26 protein-coding genes are annotated in these 20,671 nt (G+C 64.3%); 17 read left to right on the forward strand and 9 right to left on the reverse strand.

Translation table 11 applies throughout. The features are described from left to right. Window positions 1-23: 23 nt before the first annotated feature. From aroC to ABY454_RS05925, 3 genes are read left to right on the forward strand one after another with little or no spacing between them, the layout of a single operon-like run. Entirely contained in the window at window positions 24-1,115 is a 1,092-nt protein-coding gene (gene aroC / locus ABY454_RS05915) for a chorismate synthase (RefSeq protein ID WP_372929260.1), read from the forward strand. 29 nt (window positions 1,116-1,144) lie between these two features. Continuing rightward, on the forward strand, window positions 1,145-1,606 hold the full coding sequence (locus ABY454_RS05920; RefSeq protein WP_372929261.1) for a thiol-disulfide oxidoreductase DCC family protein: 462 nt from the start codon (window positions 1,145-1,147) through the stop codon (window positions 1,604-1,606). Then, window positions 1,606-2,145: a DUF4166 domain-containing protein gene (locus ABY454_RS05925; RefSeq protein WP_372929262.1), complete on the forward strand. Its 540-nt coding sequence runs from the start codon at window positions 1,606-1,608 to the stop codon at window positions 2,143-2,145. The genes ABY454_RS05920 and ABY454_RS05925 overlap by 1 nt, the downstream gene beginning before the upstream one ends. 46 nt (window positions 2,146-2,191) lie before the next feature. On the opposite strand, the gene ABY454_RS05930 is transcribed toward ABY454_RS05925, so the two are convergent. After that, complete coding sequence (locus tag ABY454_RS05930) at window positions 2,192-2,887, reverse strand: TlyA family RNA methyltransferase (RefSeq protein ID WP_372929263.1); 696 nt, start codon at window positions 2,885-2,887, stop codon at window positions 2,192-2,194. A 338-nt stretch (window positions 2,888-3,225) separates the two neighbouring features. On the opposite strand from ABY454_RS05930, the gene ABY454_RS05935 reads away from it, so the two are divergent. Next, complete coding sequence (locus ABY454_RS05935) at window positions 3,226-3,696, forward strand: hypothetical protein (protein WP_372929264.1); 471 nt, start codon at window positions 3,226-3,228, stop codon at window positions 3,694-3,696. Here the strand turns inward: ABY454_RS05935 and dxs are convergent. From dxs to ABY454_RS05950, 3 genes are all read right to left on the reverse strand, one after another. Next, window positions 3,693-5,621, reverse strand: coding sequence for a 1-deoxy-D-xylulose-5-phosphate synthase (gene dxs, locus ABY454_RS05940; protein WP_372929265.1), 1,929 nt, complete (start codon window positions 5,619-5,621; stop codon window positions 3,693-3,695). The genes ABY454_RS05935 and dxs overlap by 4 nt on opposite strands. A gap of 147 nt (window positions 5,622-5,768) precedes the next feature. Beyond that, the gene (locus ABY454_RS05945) at window positions 5,769-6,023 is read right to left on the reverse strand and encodes an exodeoxyribonuclease VII small subunit (RefSeq protein WP_372929266.1); all 255 of its coding nucleotides are present in this window, start codon (window positions 6,021-6,023) and stop codon (window positions 5,769-5,771) included. A gap of 31 nt (window positions 6,024-6,054) precedes the next feature. Next, window positions 6,055-6,981, reverse strand: coding sequence for a histone deacetylase family protein (locus ABY454_RS05950; RefSeq protein ID WP_372929267.1), 927 nt, complete (start codon window positions 6,979-6,981; stop codon window positions 6,055-6,057). Between the two features lie 76 nt (window positions 6,982-7,057). On the opposite strand from ABY454_RS05950, the gene ABY454_RS05955 reads away from it, so the two are divergent. Both ABY454_RS05955 and ABY454_RS05960 read left to right on the forward strand, forming a co-directional pair. After that, entirely contained in the window at window positions 7,058-8,008 is a 951-nt protein-coding gene (locus ABY454_RS05955; RefSeq protein ID WP_372929268.1) for an L-threonylcarbamoyladenylate synthase, read from the forward strand. A 9-nt stretch (window positions 8,009-8,017) separates the two neighbouring features. Then, entirely contained in the window at window positions 8,018-8,719 is a 702-nt protein-coding gene (locus ABY454_RS05960) for an O-methyltransferase (protein ID WP_372929269.1), read from the forward strand. A gap of 6 nt (window positions 8,720-8,725) precedes the next feature. Here ABY454_RS05960 and ABY454_RS05965 read toward each other — a convergent pair whose 3' ends face one another. Both ABY454_RS05965 and ABY454_RS05970 read right to left on the reverse strand, forming a co-directional pair. Continuing rightward, window positions 8,726-9,610 carry a polyphosphate kinase 2 family protein gene (locus ABY454_RS05965; protein WP_372929270.1) on the reverse strand — a complete coding sequence of 295 codons (885 nt, stop codon included), beginning with the start codon at window positions 9,608-9,610 and terminating at the stop codon, window positions 8,726-8,728. Window positions 9,611-9,637: 27 nt separating this feature from the next. Further along, window positions 9,638-10,327, reverse strand: a complete 690-nt coding sequence (locus tag ABY454_RS05970) for an SOS response-associated peptidase (protein WP_372929271.1) — start codon at window positions 10,325-10,327, stop codon at window positions 9,638-9,640. Between the two features lie 103 nt (window positions 10,328-10,430). Between ABY454_RS05970 and ABY454_RS05975 the strand changes: the two genes are divergently transcribed. From ABY454_RS05975 to ABY454_RS05985, 3 genes are all read left to right on the forward strand, one after another. Then, complete coding sequence (locus ABY454_RS05975) at window positions 10,431-11,009, forward strand: hypothetical protein (protein ID WP_372929272.1); 579 nt, start codon at window positions 10,431-10,433, stop codon at window positions 11,007-11,009. Window positions 11,010-11,073: 64 nt separating this feature from the next. Beyond that, window positions 11,074-11,721 carry a TIGR02301 family protein gene (locus tag ABY454_RS05980; protein WP_372929274.1) on the forward strand — a complete coding sequence of 216 codons (648 nt, stop codon included), beginning with the start codon at window positions 11,074-11,076 and terminating at the stop codon, window positions 11,719-11,721. A 111-nt stretch (window positions 11,722-11,832) separates the two neighbouring features. Continuing rightward, window positions 11,833-12,090 (forward strand): hypothetical protein, encoded by a 258-nt coding sequence (locus ABY454_RS05985; RefSeq protein WP_372929275.1) that lies wholly within the window; start codon window positions 11,833-11,835, stop codon window positions 12,088-12,090. A 9-nt stretch (window positions 12,091-12,099) separates the two neighbouring features. Here ABY454_RS05985 and ABY454_RS05990 read toward each other — a convergent pair whose 3' ends face one another. Next, a complete protein-coding gene (locus ABY454_RS05990) occupies window positions 12,100-12,747 on the reverse strand; it encodes a LysE family translocator (protein WP_372929276.1) in 648 nt (215 codons plus the stop codon). A 155-nt stretch (window positions 12,748-12,902) separates the two neighbouring features. Here ABY454_RS05990 and ABY454_RS05995 point away from each other — a divergent pair, with 155 nt between their 5' ends. Next, window positions 12,903-13,544 carry a hypothetical protein gene (locus ABY454_RS05995; RefSeq protein WP_372929277.1) on the forward strand — a complete coding sequence of 214 codons (642 nt, stop codon included), beginning with the start codon at window positions 12,903-12,905 and terminating at the stop codon, window positions 13,542-13,544. Here ABY454_RS05995 and ABY454_RS06000 read toward each other — a convergent pair. Next, window positions 13,534-14,877, reverse strand: coding sequence for a dihydroorotase (locus tag ABY454_RS06000; protein ID WP_372929278.1), 1,344 nt, complete (start codon window positions 14,875-14,877; stop codon window positions 13,534-13,536). The genes ABY454_RS05995 and ABY454_RS06000 overlap by 11 nt on opposite strands. A 77-nt stretch (window positions 14,878-14,954) precedes the next feature. Between ABY454_RS06000 and ABY454_RS06005 the strand changes: the two genes are divergently transcribed. After that, window positions 14,955-15,806: a folate-binding protein YgfZ gene (locus ABY454_RS06005; protein ID WP_372929279.1), complete on the forward strand. Its 852-nt coding sequence runs from the start codon at window positions 14,955-14,957 to the stop codon at window positions 15,804-15,806. Further along, window positions 15,803-16,384, forward strand: coding sequence for a DNA-3-methyladenine glycosylase I (locus tag ABY454_RS06010; RefSeq protein ID WP_372929280.1), 582 nt, complete (start codon window positions 15,803-15,805; stop codon window positions 16,382-16,384). The genes ABY454_RS06005 and ABY454_RS06010 overlap by 4 nt, the downstream gene beginning before the upstream one ends. 6 nt (window positions 16,385-16,390) lie before the next feature. On the opposite strand, the gene ABY454_RS06015 is transcribed toward ABY454_RS06010, so the two are convergent. Beyond that, window positions 16,391-16,630, reverse strand: coding sequence for a DUF2188 domain-containing protein (locus ABY454_RS06015; RefSeq protein ID WP_372929281.1), 240 nt, complete (start codon window positions 16,628-16,630; stop codon window positions 16,391-16,393). A 165-nt stretch (window positions 16,631-16,795) separates the two neighbouring features. Here ABY454_RS06015 and ABY454_RS06020 point away from each other — a divergent pair, with 165 nt between their 5' ends. From ABY454_RS06020 to ABY454_RS06040, 5 genes are all read left to right on the forward strand, one after another. After that, window positions 16,796-17,410, forward strand: a complete 615-nt coding sequence (locus ABY454_RS06020; RefSeq protein ID WP_372929282.1) for an HD domain-containing protein — start codon at window positions 16,796-16,798, stop codon at window positions 17,408-17,410. 82 nt (window positions 17,411-17,492) lie between these two features. Then, on the forward strand, window positions 17,493-18,020 hold the full coding sequence (locus ABY454_RS06025) for a tyrosine phosphatase family protein (RefSeq protein WP_372929283.1): 528 nt from the start codon (window positions 17,493-17,495) through the stop codon (window positions 18,018-18,020). A 3-nt stretch (window positions 18,021-18,023) separates the two neighbouring features. Further along, window positions 18,024-19,034, forward strand: a complete 1,011-nt coding sequence (locus ABY454_RS06030) for an NAD regulator (RefSeq protein WP_372929284.1) — start codon at window positions 18,024-18,026, stop codon at window positions 19,032-19,034. Between the two features lie 43 nt (window positions 19,035-19,077). Then, window positions 19,078-20,265, forward strand: coding sequence for a PQQ-dependent sugar dehydrogenase (locus ABY454_RS06035; RefSeq protein WP_372929300.1), 1,188 nt, complete (start codon window positions 19,078-19,080; stop codon window positions 20,263-20,265). A gap of 50 nt (window positions 20,266-20,315) precedes the next feature. Continuing rightward, entirely contained in the window at window positions 20,316-20,666 is a 351-nt protein-coding gene (locus ABY454_RS06040) for a hypothetical protein (RefSeq protein WP_372929285.1), read from the forward strand. Window positions 20,667-20,671 lie beyond the last annotated feature (5 nt).

A 20,671-nucleotide genomic window follows, 5' to 3' on the forward strand; every position in this document is an offset into this window, starting at 1 on the left:
CTAGAAGCGGCTAGAGAGACGCCATGTCGCACAACAGCTTCGGATACCTTTTCCGCATTACCACCTGGGGCGAGAGCCACGGGCCGGCCATCGGCTGCGTGGTCGACGGCTGCCCGCCCGGTATCCCGATCACCGAGACGGAGATCCAGGCCTATCTGGACAAGCGCAAGCCAGGTCAGTCGAAATACACGACCCAGCGCAAGGAGCCCGACACGGTCGAGATCCTCTCCGGCGTGTTCGAGACCGAGGACGGCGAACAGGTCACGACCGGCACGCCGATCTCGCTGCTGATCAAGAATGTCGATGCGCGGTCCAAGGACTACGGGGACATCAAGGACAAGTTCCGCCCCGGCCACGCCGACTACACCTATTTCCAGAAATACGGCGTGCGCGATTGGCGGGGCTCCGGCCGTGCATCCGCGCGTGAAACGGCGGCGCGCGTCGCAGGCGGCGCCGTGGCGCGGAAAGTGGTCCCGGAGATGGTCGTGCGCGGCGCCCTCGTGCAAGTCGGTCCGCACAAAATCGACCGCGCAAATTGGTGCTGGGACACGGTTGGCGACAACCCGTTCTTCTGCCCCGACCCGAAGGCGGTCGACACTTGGGCCAAGTTCCTCGACGAGGTGCGCAAAGCCGGTTCTTCGGCCGGCGCGGTGATCGAGGTCGTGGCCGACGGCGTGCCGCCAGGACTCGGCGCGCCCGTCTACGGCAAGCTCGACCAGGACATCTGTTCCGGCCTGATGAGCATCAACGCGGTGAAGGGCGTTGAAATCGGCGCAGGCTTCGCGGCCGCCGCGCTCTCAGGCGAAGAGAACGCCGATGAGTTGCGCAAGCACCCTCCCGGCTGGCCCGAGTTCACGTCGAACAACGCCGGTGGAATTCTCGGCGGCATCTCGACGGGGCAACCCGTTGTCGCGCGGTTCGTGGTGAAGCCTACTTCGTCCATTCTCACGCCACGGCGAACGGTCGACAAGGACGGCAACGACACCGAGGTCTCGACCAAAGGACGCCACGATCCATGCGTCGGCATTCGTGCAGTGCCGATTGGCGAAGCGATGATGGCGATCGTGCTGGCGGACCACTATCTCAGGCACCGCGGCCAGACGGGCCAAGGCTGACAGCGCACGTGAGTGGCAGCCGGCAAGCCATGTCCGTCAGCGTTGAGCCGTACTCCTATCGCGATGATCCTGCGGTTCCGCACTTTCCCGACGATGGGCCGCTGATCGTGTTCGATGGAGTTTGCGTCTTATGCAATGGGTTTGCCCGGTTCGTCGCCAAACGCGATAGCGCGGAACGCTTTCGCTTCGCCGAGGCGCAGTCCGCTCTCGGGGGTGCTCTTTTCCGCCATTATGGTCTCGACGACATCGACTTCGAGACGAATCTTTTGATTCAGGATGGCCGCGCCTACGGACGGCTCGAGGCTTTCGCCCGCATCCTTGGGGAGCTCGCGGGCCCATGGTCCGCGGCCAGGGCTGCGCTTGCCCTGCCACGCCCAATAAGCGACTGGCTCTATGATCGTATTGCCAAGAATCGCTACGCCATATTCGGCCGCTATGAAACCTGCCCGGCCAAGGGAGATTGCCTGATCGCCAGGAGGCTTATCGGTTGATGCGCCGACCATTGTTCCACCGCGCTTATGGCGAGGCCCTCGGACGGCTTCCTCCAGCCATCGTCCGCGTCCACGATACCGGCAACGGGCGGACTTGGCGCGGCGAGGCGAACGTGACGACCGGTTCCTCCCTGCTCGCGCGCATCGTTCGGGCTCTCGCAGCCCTGCCACCGGCGTCAGGGACCGTGCCCATCCTGATCCACGTGCAGCCCGACGGGGACGGTGAAACATGGCGCCGCGAATTTGCCGGCCATCCGCTCACCACACACTTGCGCGCAGCCCGAACGCCGGGAACGATCGAAGAAGCGCTCTGGCCGGTGACCGCGGTTTTGCAGCTTGAGCCTGACAAAGATGGGGTCCAGCAGGTGCTAATCGGGCTTCGTCTGTTCGGCTTGCTACTTCCTCGCTTTCTATGGCCTGACCTTGACGTACGCGAGAGCGCCGAGGGCGACCGTTATCGATTTAGAGTTGTCATGAAACTGGGGGGTGTGCCACTCGAAGCGTATGAAGGGTGGCTCGAAGCGCCAGAGAAAGCATGAACGTCGAGCGTATCGTCATTCTGACGGGAACTAGTCTTTCCGCAGGCTAGCGCTTCCGCGCGCCGATCAGGAATTCCACATTGCCGCTGCCACCGGTGATGGGGGAGTCGATCACGCCGATGCTCTCCCAGCCTTCTCGTTCGAGAAATTCGCGCACGCGCTTGACGGCCCGCATGCGGTCTTCTTCGCCGCGCACGATACCGCCTTTGCCAACCGCCTCGCGCCCCGCCTCAAATTGCGGCTTGATCAGTGCCACAAGCCAAGCACCTGGGGCGGCACGTTTCAGCGCGGCCGGCAGCGCCAATGTCAAACTGATGAAGCTGACATCGGCGACAATGGCAGTGACGGACTGAGGGACGAGGGTCGCGTTGAGCTTGCGCGCGTCCGTCGCTTCCAAAGACACATCGCGCTTGTCAGCCCGCAGACGCTCATGGAGCTGCGCGCGGCCGACATCGACCGCGTAGACCTTCGCGGCGCATTCCGCCAACAGCACTTCGGTGCACCCACCGGTCGAGGCGCCGACATCGAGCGCAATGGCATCATGCGGCGACAGACCAAACGAACGCAGCGCGGCAAGAAGTTTGAGCGCACCCCGTGAGACGTGCGCGCCTGCGTCGCCGGCAACGGCAATCGCCGCCTCGTCGGCCACGAGCGCGCCGGGCTTCGCAACGCCCACAGTGACGCAGCCCCGGCGGATGAGGTCCGCGGCGCGGGCGCGGGAGGCGACGAGCCACTCTTCCACCAGGCGTTGATCGATGCGTCTTCTTTTGGTCAAGGGCTGTTCTCATATATGGTCCGCATTCACGCGTGGACACGCGAGCGCGGAGGCACTTTGAGCCAAGACACATACCTTACCCGCAAATGCGAGGTTCGGCATCGCGCCGGGGCGAGGTGACGGGCAAGGACTGGCGCAATCCCGCTTTATGGCAACGTTATGCGGGCCACTTATCGCCTTACCTTCAGTGGCGTATCGACGGCTTGAAGCTTGAGCGCGCGGCACCAAAAAACGCCGAAGTTTGCCAAGACGCTTCGGGTCGACTAAGCAAGAGCCGCCATCGAAACCGCACCTTGCGAGGTCCCGTGACGAAGCGTCTTCTCATTCTTCTGGCCGCCTTTGTGCTTGCAAGCACGGAGGCCAGCGCCGCAACGAATATCTGGCAGGCAAAATCGAGCGGCAGCTTCGTGACGCTCCGCTACGGGCCGCTCATTGACCGTGAGCATCCGCGCTTCCTGCTGTCCTGCTTGAACAGCGTCAAGATCGCCGTGCTGTCCGTGTATATGGACTTTCCGGAACGGGAGACGGGCGCGGCGATTACCGTCACGTTCAGCGCCGGCGGACAGTCGACGACGGTGGCGGGCGAGACCGCGGCCGAAGACGGCACGGGCGTGATCTATGGCGAGGCCGGCGACATTGCCGTTGCGCCCATTCTCAAAGTCCTGCGCGAAAAGGGATCCGTATCGATGAAATCCGGCGCGATCGGATACGACATGTCCGATGCGGGACGCGCCGACGCCGTCGCCAAATTCACCAAGGATTGCACGCTGGATTAAGCCAGGCGCGCCGCGCCGGGTTTTGCGTCCTTGCCGAGCGCGGCGAATACCGCCGCGACGATGCCTTGCGCATCGAGCGCCGCGTCCGCGTACATCTTCTCCGGCTTGCCCTGATCGATGAAGCGGTCCGGCAGCACGAGGGTGCGTACTTTTAGCCCGCGGTCGAGCAGGCCGTCGGCCGAAAGCGCGTGCAGCACTTGGCCGCCAAAGCCGCCGCTTGAGCCTTCCTCCACGGTGATGAGCACTTCGTGGTTCTTGGCGAGGTCCCGAATGAGATCAATGTCCAGCGGTTTGGCGAAACGCGCGTCCGCCACGGTGGCCGACAGACCGTAGCCTGCAAGCTCATCCGCGGCGCCGAGGCACTCGGTCAGCCGCGCGCCGAACGAAAGCAGCGCCACGGTGGAACCTTCGCGTACGATCCGGCCCTTGCCGATCTCAAGCGGTATACCGTGCTCCGGCAGTGCGACGCCTGCACCGCTCCCGCGCGGATAACGGAACGCGGACGGTGCATCGTCGATGGCGGCGGCGGTCGCCACCATGTGCACCAGCTCCGCCTCGTCGGCGGCGGCCATGACGATCATGTCCGGCAGGCACGACAAGAAGGCCGTGTCGAACGTGCCCGCGTGAGTCGGCCCGTCGGCGCCCACAAGCCCGGCGCGGTCTATGGCGAAGCGCACAGGCAGCTTCTGCACCGCAACGTCATGCACCACCTGATCGTAGGCGCGCTGCAGGAATGTCGAGTAGATCGCGGCGAAGGGCTTATAGCCTTCCGTCGCCAACCCTGCGGCAAAGGTCACCGCGTGCTGTTCGGCGATGCCGACATCGAAACAGCGCTCGGGAAAGCTTTGCGCGAACTTGTCGAGACCTGTCCCCGACGGCATCGCCGCGGTGATGGCGACGATCTTGTCGTCCTTCCGCGCTTCGTCAATCAGCGCGTTCGCGAACACTTTGGTGTAGCTCGGCGGACCGCCAGGCGCGGCCTTCTCCTGCGTGCCGGTCACGACATTGAAGCGGCCGACGCCGTGATACTTGTCGGCGGACTCTTCGGCCGGGCCGTAGCCTTTGCCCTTCTGCGTGACGACGTGAACGAGGATCGGCCCGTTCTTCATCTTCTTCACGTTACGCAAAACGGGAAGCAAGTGATCGAGATTGTGCCCGTCGATGGGCCCGACATAGTAGAAGCCCAACTCCTCGAACAGCGTGCCGCCGGTCCAGAAGCCGCGCGTGAACTCCTCGGCGCGCGCAGCGCGGCGGAACCAGCTGTTCGGCAGAAGCTTGTTTGCCACCTGCTTCATCCAGCGGCGGAAGCTGCGATAAGTGCCGCCCGAGATCAGGCGCGCCAGATGCGCGCTCATGGCGCCCACGGGCGGGGCGATCGACATGTCATTGTCGTTGAGGACGACGATCAGGCGCGAATCCATGGCGCCTGCATTGTTCATGGCCTCGTACGCCATGCCGGCGCTCATGGCGCCATCTCCGATCACGGCGACCACGCTGTTGTCCCCGCCGGCAAGATCGCGGGCCACGGCCATGCCAAGCCCCGCCGAGATCGACGTGGAGGAATGGCCGGCGCCGAAGGGATCGAATTCGCTCTCGGCGCGCTTGCAGAAACCCGACAGGCCGTCGGGCTGGCGCAGTGTGCGGATGCGGTCGCGGCGGCCGGTGAGAATCTTGTGCGGATAGGCCTGATGGCCGACATCCCAGATGACTTTGTCGCGGGGCGTGTCGAAGACCGCATGCAGCGCCACGGTCAGCTCGACCACGCCGAGCCCGGCGCCAAGATGGCCGCCCGTGACGGACACCGCGCTGACGGTCTCCCGGCGCAGTTCGTCGGCAAGCTGCTTCAGCTCGTCGTCGCCCAAGCCACGCAAATTCTCCGGGTCACGGACCTTGTCCAGCAATGGCGTGGCAGTCTCGGCGCTCATTGATTGCCCTGGCGACTATTGGGAAAAAGGCCTCAAAGGATCAGCACGTTATATCTTATGAGGCCCTCGGCGGGCCCGGCAGCAAGACGTTGGACCTTAGCGGACAGACAGGTCCGGCCCAAGGCGTTTATCGTGAAACGGCCGCCGCTAGTCCTTGACGTCGAGGGGCTCGGAGCCCGTAGGCTCGCCGTTCTGGCTGAGGGAGATCTTCTCCACACGGGCTTCCGCTTTGCGCAGCAACCCGTCGCAATGGGCGCGCAGCGCCTCACCCCGCTCGTAGATGACGATGGAGGCCTCGAGCTCAACGTCGCCCTTCTCCAGGCGATCGACGATGGTTTCGAGCTCCTTCAGCGCCTGCTCGAAGCTCATCGTCTTGATATCGGCATTGTCGGTATCGGCCATGGCCTGGCTTAGCCCCTTCGGCGGGGCTTAATCAAGCGCCCATCAGCGTCTTGACGTGGATGGCGGTGGAATCGGCGAGCGCGTCCAGGTCGTAGCCGCCCTCGAGCGTAGAGACGAGCTTGCCGCCGCAATGCTTCTCGGCGACGTCCATGAGCTTCTCGGTGACCCAGGCGAAATCAGGCTCCAACACCCTTATTTGCGCCAGCGGGTCCATCAAATGCGCGTCGAACCCGGCGGAGACGATCAAGAGCTCGGGGGCGAAGGCATCGAGCCCCGGCAGAACGCGCTCCGCATAGGCGGCGCGGAACTTCTCCCCGTCGTCGCCCGGCGAGAGCGGCGCGTTGAAGATATTGCCGACGCCCGTCTCGTCGAGCGCGCCAGTGCCGGGGAATAGCGGCATTTGGTGCGTCGAACCGTAGAACGCGTCCTTGTCCTCCCAGAAAGCGGCCTGGGTGCCGTTGCCGTGATGCACGTCAAAATCGACAACGGCGACACGCTTGGCCCCATGGGCGGCGCGGGCGTGCATCGCGGCGACGGCCGCGGAGTTGAACAGGCAAAAGCCCATGGCCTTCGACGGCTCGGCGTGATGGCCCGGCGGACGAATGGCGCAGAACGCATTCTTGGCTTTGCCCTCCGCCACCTGGTCGACCGCGTGCAGCACGGCGCCGGTGGCGCGCAAGGCCGCCTCCCAGCTTCCAGACGACACCACCGTGTCGGGATCGAGCCAGTTGTGGTTCTGCTCCGGGATCTCGGACTTGACCATCTCCACATAGGCCTTGGGGTGTATGCGCTCGATCGCGGCCAGGTCGGCGCGCGGCGCCTTCTTGCGGGCGAGCGCGTTGAAAGCCGGCGCGGCTAACGCCTTGTTTACGGCGCGCAAGCGGTCTGGGCGCTCGGGGTGGCCATAGCCCGTATCGTGTTCCAGGCAGGCGGGATGGGTCAGAAGCAGCGTGGTCATGTCGGGGCATGATACCCGACTGAGGCCCAGACGACAGCTTGACCGTCCCTTGAGAACGCGCCAAAGGAGGCCGACCATGACAGCCCTCCCCGCCACAGATCAGGCCATTGCCCGTGCCGCGCAGGCGCTTGCCCGCGGGGAGACGGTCGCCTTTCCCACGGAGACGGTCTATGGGCTCGGCGCCAACGCGCTCGACGCCTCGGCCGTCGCGAGGGTTTTTGCCGCCAAGGACCGGCCGCGCTTCAACCCGCTCATCGTGCACGTCCCCGACATCGCCACGGCCGAACGCTACGCCACCTTCGATGCCACGGCACGCAAGCTCGCCGAGGCGTTCTGGCCCGGCCCACTGTCGCTGGTCGCACCCAAGCGTCCCGATAGCGGGATAGCCGATCTGGTCACGGCCGGTCTCGATACGATTGCGCTACGCGCGCCCGATCACCCGATCGCGCAAAAGCTACTGGCGGCGACTGGGCTCCCCCTGGCCGCGCCGAGCGCCAATCGCTCCGGCCGCGTCAGCCCGACCACGGCGGCTCATGTGGAGACCGAGTTGGGCGACCTCCCCGCCATGATCCTCGACGGGGGTCCTTGCGCGCGTGGGATCGAGTCGACCGTGGTGCGCGTCACCGGCGATGCGCCTGTCTTGCTTCGGCTCGGGGCTGTGCCGCGCGAGGCCATCGAAGCTGTGCTCGGCAGTCCCCTCCCCCTCGTCCAAGACGGCACCGAGATTGCCTCCCCCGGACAATTGGAGCGGCACTACGCGCCCAGCACACCGTTGCGGCTTGACGCGGCGGATGTCCGCGAAGGTGAAGCGCTGCTAGCCTTCGGACCGAACGTGCCGGAGGGCGCGCGCGAGACCGTCAACCTCAGCGCCTCCAGCGATCTGCAAGAGGCGGCCACCAACCTCTTCGCCTCGCTTCGCGCGCTCGATGCGTGCGGCGCAGGAACCATCGCGGTGATGCCAATCCCCGACCAAGGTTTGGGCGAGGCAATCAACGACCGCTTGCGGCGCGCCGCCAAAGCGCGCTAGGGGCTCACCATGACCAAGAAGAAGTTCTGGGACCGGACCGAAGACCCGAACTGGGAGGCGATCGACAGCTTCATCGCCGAGCACTTTCTTGAGGCCGATCCCGCGCTTGAGGCCGCCTTAGCCGCCAGCGACGCCGCCGGCCTGCCGCCGATCCAGGTGGACCCGCTGCAAGGCAAGCTTCTTACGATGCTGGCCGCCGCGCTCGGCGCGCGCAACATCCTCGAAGTCGGGACACTCGGCGGCTACAGCACGATCTGGCTGGCGCGAGGGCTCACTGGGGGCGGCCGGGTCATCACACTGGACATGAATCCGGAGTACGCCGAGATCGCGCGTAAGAACTTCGCCACCGCAGGCCTTGCCGACCGCATCGAGGTCCGTGTTGCGCCCGCTCTCGATACGCTTGCTGCACTCGATGCGGAAGGCGGCGGGCCCTTCGATCTCGTGTTTATCGACGCCGATAAGCCGAACACGCCGCACTATTTCGACTGGGCGGTGAAGCTTGCGCGCGAAGGATCGCTCATCGTGGTCGACAACGTGGTGCGCGAGGGCGCGATCCTCGCCGCGCAAAGCGACAGTGCGCATGTGAAGGGCTTGCGCGACTTCTATGCCCGCGTCGCCGCCGACCCGCGGGTCAGCGCGACCGCGTTTCAGACCGTCGGCTCAAAGGGCCATGACGGGCTGGCGATCGTGCGCGTGACGCAAGCGCCCTAACGAACGTTACTTCTTCTCGGCAAGCAGCTCCGCGTGGGCCTTCTTTAAGGCCTCCATGTCCTCGTCGCTGACTTTGGGGAAGTGCAGGTCGAGCGCCTTCATGTGCTCGATCAGCGCACCGGCAACGACAAGCCGGGCGAACCACTTCTTGTCGCACGGCACCACGTACCACGGCGCATGCTTGGTCGCGGTGTTCTTGATCGTGTCCTCGTAGACGTCTTGGTACTTATCCCACAGCTTCCGCTCGGCCACGTCATACGGCGAAAACTTCCAATTCTTTTCGTGATCGTCGACGCGGGCCAGCAGGCGCTTCAGCTGCTCCTCCTTGGAGATGTTGAGGAAGAATTTGAGCGGCACGGTTCCGGCGCGCGCAAGACGCCGCTCGAAGGCGTTGATGTCCTGATAGCGCTCTTTCCAAATTTCCTTGGTCACGAGTTTTGGCGGAATGTTCTGCTTCGCCAGCAGCTCGGGGTGCACGCGCACCACAATCGTCTCCTCGTAATAGGAGCGATTGAAGATGCCGATATTGCCGCGCATCGGCAGCGCCAAATTGCAGCGCCAAAGGAAATCGTGTGCGAGTTCCATATGGCTCGGCTGCTTGAAGGAATGGACCGAGCAGCCTTGCGGATTGACGCCCGACAGGACGTGCTTGATGACGCCGTCCTTGCCGGCCGTATCGATGCCTTGCAGGACCATGAGAATGGCCCAACTGCCTTCGGCGTAAAGCCGCTCCTGAAGCCTGGCGAGTTTCTGGACACCGACTTCGAGGATCTCCCTGCCGTCCTCCTTGTCGAAGCCGACATTCCCCGTATCGTCCGGGTCGTAATCCTTGAGCTTGAACTTATCGCCGTCGGTGACGCGATAACGATCGATGATCTTCTCTGACAGCATGCTTTCCCCCTGTGGGTCCCTTGGGGCCTAGAGCAGCGAAGTCTGCAATGGCTGCAATGGTTCTTGGATACCCGGTTCGTCTTTTCGCGAATCGTTGATCTTCGGATGCAGTTCGAGTGTCTCGAAGAGATCGTCGTCGGCGGGGCCGATCATGGCAAGCGCTTCTTCAGCGCTCACGCGTGTGACGTCCAGCCAATCGTCGTAGTGCTCCGGCTCCACCACGACGGGCATCCGATCATGCAGGCCCGAGACTGTGCGGTTGGCCGCGCAAGTGAGAATCGTGGCCGTGTCAATCTCGCCGCCTTGCGGATCCTGCCAGTACTCATAGAGACCAGCGAAGGCGATCAGCCGTGGCGGCTGGGGTCTTATATGAAAGGGGCGCCGTTTGCCCTTCGGCCCGGTCCATTCATAAAAGCCGTTGGCGGGAACGAGGCAGCGGCGCCGGCGCACGGCGTGGCGGAAGGAGGGTTTGTTCAGCACGCCCTCGGAGCGGGCATTGATCAGGGTCGGAAACGTCTTCGGGTCCTTGACGAAGGCCGGCAACAGCCCCCAGCGCATCAGGCGAAACCGGCGGGCTCCCGTCTCATCCAGGCAGACCACGGGAATGGCTTGGGTCGGGGCCACGTTGTAGCGCGCGGGGAAATTTGGCCGGTCCGCGTAGGCGAAATGGGCGCGCACGGCCTCAGGCGGCGAGGTCAGATCGTAGCGAGAGCACATAGCGGCAATACTGGCGGTAACCCTTTGGCAATCATGATTTGGCAGCCTCCTGACCCAGGATGGTTCGCGAATAATGCCTCACAAAAATCAAAACGCCCAGGCTGTGGAAATTCAGGACGACGTAAGCCGGGAGGATATCGTCTCGGCGTTCCGTCTGGCCATGGTCGGCCATTTCCGCTCCCATATCCCGGGCACGAACATCAACGAATCGACGCTGCTCGCCAGCGACTACCTGAACCATTTCCACGAGCTGGTGATGCTGTTCGAGGCGCTGGTCACCGAGCCGGAGGGATTCGCGAAGGACCTTCAGGCGTGGCGGCCACTCACTTACGAAGAGCACTTCAGCCAATCCGGCTTCCGGGACAAGAACCTGGCCATCGCCGCCTATCGCCGGGCGCCGTCCGAGGTGCGGGTGCGCTTCGACGAGGCCGTCGCCAGGCTCCACGGCGAGGCCCTGATGCTGGTCACCGTGGTCGCTGGCCGGCTCGACAAGGGGGAGACCCTGGAAGCGGCCTGCCAGGATGCAGTCGCGCGGCTGCGGGGCCTGATCGATGAGGCCAATGCCATCGCCACGGGAGAACTCCCAGAAAAGCCCGCCCAATCGGCGGCTGCGGGCAAGGAGAACGGCCAGGCGGCGGTCGATGCCGTGTTCGGCGCCAATCTCGGCCCATTCGACCCGTAGTCTGCCCTGCCTAGCCTCCTTGGCCCGACTAGATTTCACCATGAATTGGGGGTACTGAGGCCTTATGGGACGGCTCTCAAAGCGCCTTCTGCTGCTTGCCTTCGCGGTCTTTTGGGTGGCCACGGGAACGGTCAGCTATGCCCCGCCGGCCGAGGCACAGTTCGGCTGGTTCTTCGGCCAGCCGAAAAAGAAGGTCAAACCGAGGTCTACCCGCCGGGCCCGGCCGCCGGGCGACGATCTGCCGCCCATCAAGCAGCGCGAGAGCTTGGCGCCGCCGCCGCCGGACGACCGGCCTTACGACAACAAGCTGACGCGGCTCACCGAGATCCTCGGCGCCGTCCACTATCTGCGCGAGCTTTGCGGCGCCGACGAAGGGCAGCTGTGGCGCGATCAGATGAAGGAAATCCTCAAGAACGAGGGGACCACCGCCGTGCGCCGCGCCAAGCTCGTCAAGAGCTTCAACGACGGCTATCGCGGCTACCGGCGCACCTACCGCACCTGTACCCAGTCGGCGACGCTGGCCACCAAGCGCTTTTCCACGGAAGGCGCGCAGATCGCCGCCAGTCTGGCGCAGACCTCCATCTTCGCCAGCGGGCCCCAGGCCCAGGTCCAGGATATCGCGCCACCGGAGGCGGAGCCCGAAGCCGCGCCCCCGGAGCCGGATGCACCTGCGCCACCAGCCGCGCCGCCTCCGTCGGCCCGCGCCAATTAGGCCCGTCCCAATTAAGCGTAAAATTTAACCGTCAGTTCACTCTGTCTCACGGGTGCCGGATGAGGGGTGTAATTGTGACACCACACTCATCCCTGCCGAAAGGGGCACAAATTGCGGACGGCTAAGCAACCATTTGAAACGGATACGGCCGAGGCGCCAAGCCAGGCTGCGCTGCGCTACATCCTGGACGCGTGGGAAGAAGCCCTCCACGACGGGATCGAGCCGGAGATGCTCGCCAACGCGGCGCTTTACGCGGCCCTTGCCGATCTCGTCGACGTCTATGGCGAGCATGCCGTGGCCAGCATGACGTCCGGCTTGTCGCGCCGCATCCACCACGGCGAGTTCACGCTGCAGCGCACCGCGCAATAACGTCCGGCGCTAGCGGAAGTAGCGCAACGCCACCTCGATCAGGAGTGCCACGCCGAAGGCGAACAGGATGAAGCCAGCGACGCGGTTGATGACGTTCAGCCGACCCTCGGTCAGCTTGTGCCGGATGGTGGCGATCAACTCGGACAAGCCCAGCCACCACAGAAGGCTGCCGCCCATCACCGCGGCGACGAGGATCAACGCCTCCAGGTTTGTGTTCAGCCCCCCGATGAGGGAGCCAAGGCCGCCGATCATCGCGGCCATGCCGAGAACGGCACCAGGATTGGTGACCGTGAGCAGAAAGGTCTGCGGGATGATGCCGGCATGTTCGAAAAGATGCGAGCGCTCGTCGACGGGCGTCAAGAGCACCGGGCGGCACAGCAACAGCGCCAGCCCAAATCCGAGCAGCAGCAGACCGCCGACAAGCTGAACCGTATCGCTATAGGCAACGATCACGTCTGAGATCGCAGCGATACTGAAGGCACCGATCGCGGCCAGCACGCCATCGCCGAGGACCGCGCCAAGGCCGGCGGCAAGGCCGCCCCAAAATCCCCGCGAAACCGCCCGCTGGATCACGAGTACGTTGACGGGACCGAGGGGCGCGGCCATCAGCAGGCCGATCCCCAGCCCAGCAAGCACGAGCTGAATGCCGGACAGCACGATTTGCGCGCCTGACTCCAAAGTTTCCTGCCTACTCGCCGGTTATCGAACGGGTGCGGATACGAACGCGCCCGTCTGGTTTTCGCTCACGGAGACCCCGGGCTTGCTCTTGTTCGCCGATCTGCGAGATTGCGTGAGCACTCATGGAGTGGAGCATGAATCGCTGGAAAAACGTGGCCGTTATTGGACTCGCCGCATTGGTAGCGGGAGGCGCCGCCCTTGTCTACGCTCCGGACGGCGGCGGGGCTGGAGTGTCACAAACCCCGCAGAATGCACGGATTGCGCAAGTTAGCGAACGGCTGCCGGACCTGGCTGAAGGCGGCGTCGCCCGAAGCGCCGATTCGCCGCACGTGATCTACGACCCCGGCACGCTGCCGGACCCAGTACAGCGCATGCTGGGCAAAATCGTTTCCGCGGCGCAGACCGGAAGTCTCGAGGCGATGCGTAACGCGCTCGAAGCGAACGAGCTGAAGCCCATGGTGGCCGCGGCCCATGTGAGCGATCCGATCCAATACTGGAAAGAGCAATCGGCCAACGGCTCGGGCCGCGACGTTCTCGCCGCCATGCTCAACATCATCGCCGCCGGCGGCGTTCTGACGGGGAAGGGACACGACGCGATGTATGTCTGGCCTTACTTCGCCGAGACCGACATCGGCAAACTCACGCCGCCACAACAAGTGGAGTTCTACCGCGTCGTGCCGCCCAAGGACGCGGCGGCCATATTGAAAAGCGGCAAATACGATTACTACCGGCTCGGCATCTCGCCAGCGGGCGTGTGGCACTACTTTATACGCTAGAGACTTTTGGCAACGCTTCGCCGAAACGGACCGCCGCGCCGCCGGCCTGTCCAAGCTCGCCGTCCCACATGGCAAGCCGTCCCCGAACGATCGTGCCGATGGGCCAGCCCTTCACGGAACGGCCGGCGAAGGGCGTCCAGCCGGATTTGCTGCCGATCCAGGCGTTTTCGATGACGCGCTCCGCCTTGAGATCGACGACGGTCAAATCCGCATCGTAACCGGCGGCGATGCGGCCCTTGCCGGCGATCCCGAACAGGCGCTGCGGACCGGCGCTGGTCAGATCGACAAAGCGCGCAAGGCTCAAACGCCCGGCATTCACGTGATCGAGCATGACGGGCACGAGCGTTTGTACGCCCGGCATGCCGGACGGTGTCGCCGGATAGCTGCCGGCTTTTTCATCCAGCGTGTGCGGCGCGTGGTCCGACCCAAGAACGTCGACGACGCCCTGCTGCAATCCCCACCACAAGATGTCCTGATTGGCCTGATCGCGCAGCGGTGGGTTCATTTGCGCGCGCGTGCCCAGCCTCTCATAGGCATCAGGCGTTGCCAGGGTGAGATGTTGCGGCGTGACCTCAACGCTGGCCACGTCCTTGTGGAGCGACAGGAGCTCCATCTCCGCGCCCGTCGAGATATGCAGGATATGGATGCGTTTGCCGGCGTCCGTGGCGAGCCGCAACAGGCGTTCGGTGGAGGCGATCGCCGCAATCGGATCGCGCCATTCAGTGTGACTTGCGGGATCGCCTTCGCGCTGCACCGAGACGCGCTCTTTCAGCCGCGACTCGCACTCGGAGTGGAACGACGCGCGCCGCCGGATCGTGGCGAACATGCGGGCAAGGCTCTCCTCGTCGTCCACGAGCAAATCGCCGGTGGACGAGCCGGCGAAAACTTTGACGCCGGCGGCGCCGGGCAGACGCTCGAGCTCGGCGAGCTCGTCGATGTTCTCGCGGGTGGCGCCGATAAAAAAGGCGAAGTCGCAATGCATGCGGTCCGTCGCCGCGTCGACTTTCGCCTCCAGGGCTTCCGCGCTCGTGGTGGGCGGCTTGGTGTTGGGCATCTCGAACACCGCCGTCACGCCGCCGAGCACCGCCGAGCGGCTGCCGGTCTCCAGATCCTCCTTGTGCTCCATGCCGGGCTCGCGGAAATGAACCTGGCTATCGATCACCCCTGGAAGAATATGCAGACCGCGTGCGTCGATGGTCTCGCCGGCAAGCCCTTCCCCGATATCGCCGATCGCGCGAATCTTGCCGTCGCGAACGCCAATATCGGCTAGCCCCTCGCCGTCCTGATTGACGACGGTTCCGCCCTTGAACACAATGTCGAACGTCTCGGCCATGGGTGCGGTCCGGTCTTTCTAAGAGTCAGCGCCTATGCTCACACGATTCCCGCATTTTCGGAACAGAAGGGCGCTCCATGAGCCATTGCCAAGCAGCGCTTCTTTTGGATCGCGGGGCTTTGCGCGTGACTGGCGCGGACGCGGCCAAGTTCCTGCAAGGGATCATCACCAGCGACCTCGACAAGACAGAGGACGGCGGAGCCGTCCATGCGGCCCTATTGACCCCGCAAGGCAAGATTCTGTTCGACTTTTTCGTGGTGGCGGACGACGGCGGCTTTCTCATCGAGGCGGCAAAGGACACGCTTCCTGAGTTGTCGACGCGGCTGGGCTTCTATCGCTTGCGAGCTGCGGTCGAAATCGCGGAGGTGCCGGACCTTCAGGTTGCTGCTGTCTGGGACGGCACGGCCGATTTGCCAGAGGGCGCGACCTCCTTCGCCGACCCACGCCTTGCGGCGCTCGGCACACGCATTTTATTGCCGAAGGGAAGTACGATTGGCGGGTGCGATGAGAGCGGCGCAGGAGCCTACCACGCGCACCGCATCCGGCTCGGCGTACCGGAGGGCGGACGCGACTTCGCACTTGGCGATAGCTTCCCGCATGAGGCCCTGTTCGATCAGCTGAACGGGGTCGATTTCGAGAAGGGCTGCTTTGTTGGCCAGGAGGTCGTATCGCGCATGCAACATCGTGGCACGACCCGCAAGCGCGTGGTCCCCGTGGAGGGCGATGCGCCTCTTGAGTCGGGCACCGAGGTGCGCGCCGGCGACTTGCCGATTGGCAGGATCGGTTCGGTGGATGGGCAGTTTGGACTGGCGCTGCTTCGCCTCGACCGCGCGGCCGACGCATCGGCCAAAGGCACGAAGCTTACGGCGGGCGAAACTGCAATTACGCTGCACAAACCTGCATTCGCGCAGTTCGACGTACCCGCATGACGGACGCGGCGCAAAAGAACTGCCCGTGGCCGGGCACAGACCCGCTCTACGTGGCTTACCACGACGAGGAATGGGGCGTGCCTGAACGCGACGACCGCGCGCTCTACGAAAAGCTCATCCTCGACGGCTTTCAGGCCGGACTCGCTTGGATCACCATCTTGCGCAAGCGCGAGGCCTTCCGCCGTGCCTTCGACGACTTCGCGCCCGAGAAGATCGCGCGCTACAACGCCAAGAAGGTCGAGACCCTGATGCAGGACGCGAGCATCGTGCGCAACCGCATGAAGATCGAGGGGACGATTGCGTCGGCGCGCGTGTGGCTTGAGATGATGGAGACGGGCCCGGGCTTCTCGGCCTTCTTGTGGGACTTCGTCGACGGCAAGCCGATCGTCAACCGCTACGAAGCCATGGACCAAGTGCCCGCGGAGACGGCGCTGTCACGCGCCATCTCCAAGGAGCTTAAGTCTCGGGGCTTTAAGTTCTGCGGGCCGACGATCGTCTATGCCTTCATGCAGGCCACGGGGATGGTGAATGATCACCTGACGACCTGTCACCGCCACGCGGCGTGCACCGCGCTTTAAGTGATGTCAGCCGCGGCCGCGTGGGTCCATGCTGCGTGGATAGGTGCGCTCTTCTTGAATCTTGCCGTCGCGCTTGCGAATGCGAACCGAGCCTAACTTCTTGACGGCTCTTTCCAGCACGCCCCCCTTGATCGCGGCGGCTTTGGTCTTGAACCGCCTAACCACTTCACCGGATCCCTCGCGCTTCAGCTCCCACTTTCTATTCTTATTGTTGTAGCTGAGCGAAAACCTGGGCAGTTTCGCCATGATGGCCTCCCAACTCTCTATTTCACTTGTCACTCTCTCCAATGAGCCGGTTATGAATGACATTCAGGACGCAGATCGTCTACCGTTTTTCTCAATGACGCCATTTGACTCATTTGCGCGAACTCGCTCAGTGTCTCGGCGAGTCATGATGAGTACTGAAAGCAGATGAACAACGTGTCCGGGAAGACTGCGCCACGTGCTTGGCAACGCATGCTGAGCGGACGCCGGCTCGACCTGCTCGATCCCTCTCCGCTCGACATTGAGATCGAGGACATTGCGCATGGCTTGGCGCGAGTGGCACGCTGGAACGGACAAACGTCCGGCGACTACACATTCTCCGTGGCGGAGCACAGCCTGCTCGTGGAGGAGATCGCCGGAGACATCGATGGATCGCTCTCACGGGAGTACCGGCTCGCGGCCCTGCTCCATGACGCCCCCGAATATGTGATTGGCGACTTGATCAGCCCGTTCAAGGCGGCGCTGTCCCTGGACTACCACGCATTTGAAGCAAGGCTGCTCGGTGCCATCCATGTGCGCTTCGGCCTACCGCCGGCGCTTCCCGACGCCACCACCAAGCTCATCAAGCGCGCCGACAAAGCCGCCGCCTATTTCGAAGCCACCGGCCTTGCCGGGTTCTCCCTCGACGAGGCCAGGCGGTTCTTTGGGGCGCCGAAGGGCCTCAGTCCCAAACTTGTGACCTGGCTGACCCAGTTAAGCCCACTTCCCGCGGCAGAAGGGCAGGCAAGGTTCTTGAAACGGTATCATGAGCTTGCCAGATGAAGGCTGTGGGGACTTGCATGCGATTCGATAGGTTCAAATGGACACGCTGATTTCTGAGAAAGATCGAACTAAGGTGCCGGCCATGACGCCGGATACCATCTTCGTTTCGCCGCTGAGCCTGGTCGAGACCACGGTCGTGGACGCCCAGATCAGCCATCTGGTGACGCTCATCAACGGCGAGACCCTCATCGACACGCCCCCCACCATCGGCAGGAAGCAGCATTTGAGGCTCGCCATGAACGACATCAGCGCGCCGCAAGACGGGCTGGTGGTGCCAACGGAGACCCATGTGGCCGAGCTCATCCAGTTCGCCCGCGACTGGGACCAACGCGCGCCTCTCCTGATCCATTGCTGGGCCGGCATCAGCCGCTCGACGGCGGGTGCCTTTATATCTCTATGTGCGCTGAACCCTGAGACGGACGAGCATGCGCTTGCCCGGGCGCTGCGCCGCGCTTCGCCCACCGCTTATCCCAACCGCCGTCTCGTGGCTCTTGCAGACGCCGTGCTTGAGCGCAGCGGCCGCATGAACGCGGCGGTCGAGCATATCGGCCGCGGCCAACTCGCCGAGGAAGGAAAAGTGTTTTCGCTTCCCGCGCGGCACGCCGCATAAGCCATGGCCAACCCCCGGGGCAGTGACGTAACCGCCGCGGACGCCTCCATCAGCGACCCTCACATCGAACTCGGCCTGAACGCGGCCATCGTCATGGTCCGCAATCAGCAGCCGCACATCCTCGTGGCGCGTCCGGGCGCGGCGGGACCCGGCACGGGCGATGCGCTGCCCTTCGGGCCGTTCGCGCCGCGCGCGCATCGCACGCTCGAGATCGGCTTGCGCGAATGGGTGAAGCGGCAAACAGGCATCGAGCTCGGCTACGCGGAGCAGCTCTATACGTTCGGCGACCGCGGGCGGCACGCAGAGCCCGGCGGCGCGCACACACTCTCGGTCGGCTATCTCGCACTGACGCGCGACGCCGGCGAAGAGAAGATGGGCGCACATTGGTCGCCTTGGTACACCTACTTTCCTTGGGAGGACTGGCGGGCCGGGAAACCGGAGATCCTGACGGAGGAAATTGAACCGCACCTCAAAGAGTGGGCGGAGCGCCCGCCGCCACCGAACGCACCCGCGCGGCCGTTACGGCGTCCCGAGCGTTTGAAGATCGGCTTTGGCATTGGCGGCGGCTGGGACGAGGAGAAGGTGCTGGAGCGCTACGAGCTTCTCTACGAGGCCGGCCTTGTCGAGGAGGCCAAGCGCGACGGCCGCTCGGCGGCCAATCAATGGGCAGACCTGCCCGAGATCGGGCGGCCCATGGCGCTCGATCACCGGCGCATTCTCGCTACCGCCATGGGGCGCGTGCGCGGCAAGCTGAAATACCGTCCCGTGGTCTTTGAGTTGCTGCCGGCCGAGTTCACGCTTTACGATCTGCAGAAGACCGTCGAGGCCATCTCTGGGAGCTTGCTGCATAAGCAGAACTTCCGGCGGCTGGTGGAGAGGGGCGGACTGGTTGAGCCCACCGGCAATGTCTCCACGCAGACCGGCGGGCGCCCGGCCCGGCTCTACAGGTTCCGCCGGGAAGTGATCTTGGAGCGCCCGGCACCGGGCTTGCGCGTGAAAGCTACCCGCACCTAACGGGCCTTGAAGACCAAGAGCGAAGGAACGACATGGAATGGTTATGGTCGGGCGGTTCTCTCAGGTCTTTCACGCGTTTGGGCGATTGGGCGCGCTTGGCTTAGCCACGGCGGTCGTATCGCTATCGCTGCTTCCTGCGGCCTGCGTCGCCGAGAATCGGACCATCGAGACCGAGACCGGCAAGATCAAGGTCGAGACGCTGGCCAGCGGGCTCGATCATCCCTGGGGCATGACCTTCCTGCCCGATGGACGCCTGCTGGTGACAGAGCGGGCCGGCGATTTGCGGCTCCTGTCGCCAGACGGGACCCTGTCGGAACCGCTCGCGGGCGTGCCGGAAGTCGTGGCCAAGGGCCAAGGCGGCCTTCTGGACGTGGCGCTCGACCCGGGCTTCGCGGAGAACGGTCTCGTCTATCTCACTTACGCGGAAGCCGGCGATGACGGCGCCGGGACCGCCCTGGCCCGTGGGCGCCTCACCGATAGCGGTCTTGAGGATGTGAAGGTCATCTTCCGCCAGATGCCAAAAGTCACCGGCGGCAGGCATTTCGGCGGACGGCTTGAGTTTGCGCCGGACGGCACGCTCTTCGTGACCCTTGGCGACCGCGGCAACGACGATCTTGTCCAAGATCTTTCAAACCACATCGGGACGATCGTCCGGATCAACCCAGACGGCTCCGTGCCCGAGGACAACCCCTTCATCGGCCAGAACGATGCGCAGCCCGAGATCTGGTCCTACGGCCACCGGAACGTCCAAGGCGCCGCGTTTCATCCAGGGACCGGCAAGCTTTGGCAAACGGAATTCGGACCACGCGGCGGTGACGAACTGAATATCGCCGCGCCCGGGGTCAACTATGGGTGGCCCGACGTGAGCTGGGGCGATCAGTATAGCGGTGAGAAGATTGCCGATCCGCCGACGCGTCCGGAGTTCACGGCCCCGCTGCACCAGTGGACGCCCGTGATCTCGCCATCCGGCACCGCGTTCTACACGGGCGAGCCTGTCCCGGGCTGGACCGCGAACCCTATCCCTGGCTGGAAAGGGAATCTCCTGATCAGCGGTCTGTCATCGCAAGGGCTCGTGCGGCTCAGCCTCGACGGCGAGACGGCAAAGGAGGAGGAGAGAATCCCCTTGGACGCCCGCATCCGCGACGTGGCGCAAGGGCCGGACGGCTCCGTCTACGCGCTCACCGACGAGGGCGACGGCAAGGTGCTGCGGATAACGCCCGCCGCCCCATGAGGCCCGCGCTCTCTTTAGGCTTTTTCGGGCTGTTCGGCCGGTCGCCTGCCTTGCGCGTCTTCGACGCGGATCTGCGCGCCGTGGACCTTCATCCCAAACTGGTTCCTGAGGCCGTGAAGCTCACAGCGGTGCGGAGCCTGATGGATGAGAACGGTGGCGGCGAGCCCAGCCCGGACGCCTCCCGTGCCGCGGCCGAAATCATCGCCTATTGCATGATCGGCGCAAATGGTTTTGCCGGAGCGAACGGTGAGAAGCTGACGGAAGCCGTCGAGCGGAGGATCGACGCGGCCTTGGCCCACGGCACGAATCTCGACGCACAACTCGTCCTGCTGTCACTTCATGCAAAAGTGATTCAGCCAAGTGTAGTCGATCACTTTAAACTAGAAGCCGCCTCGGACTGACCGAC

It is taken from the genome of Methyloceanibacter sp. (assembly GCF_041573655.1).
GTDB lineage: Bacteria > Pseudomonadota > Alphaproteobacteria > Rhizobiales > Methyloligellaceae > Methyloceanibacter.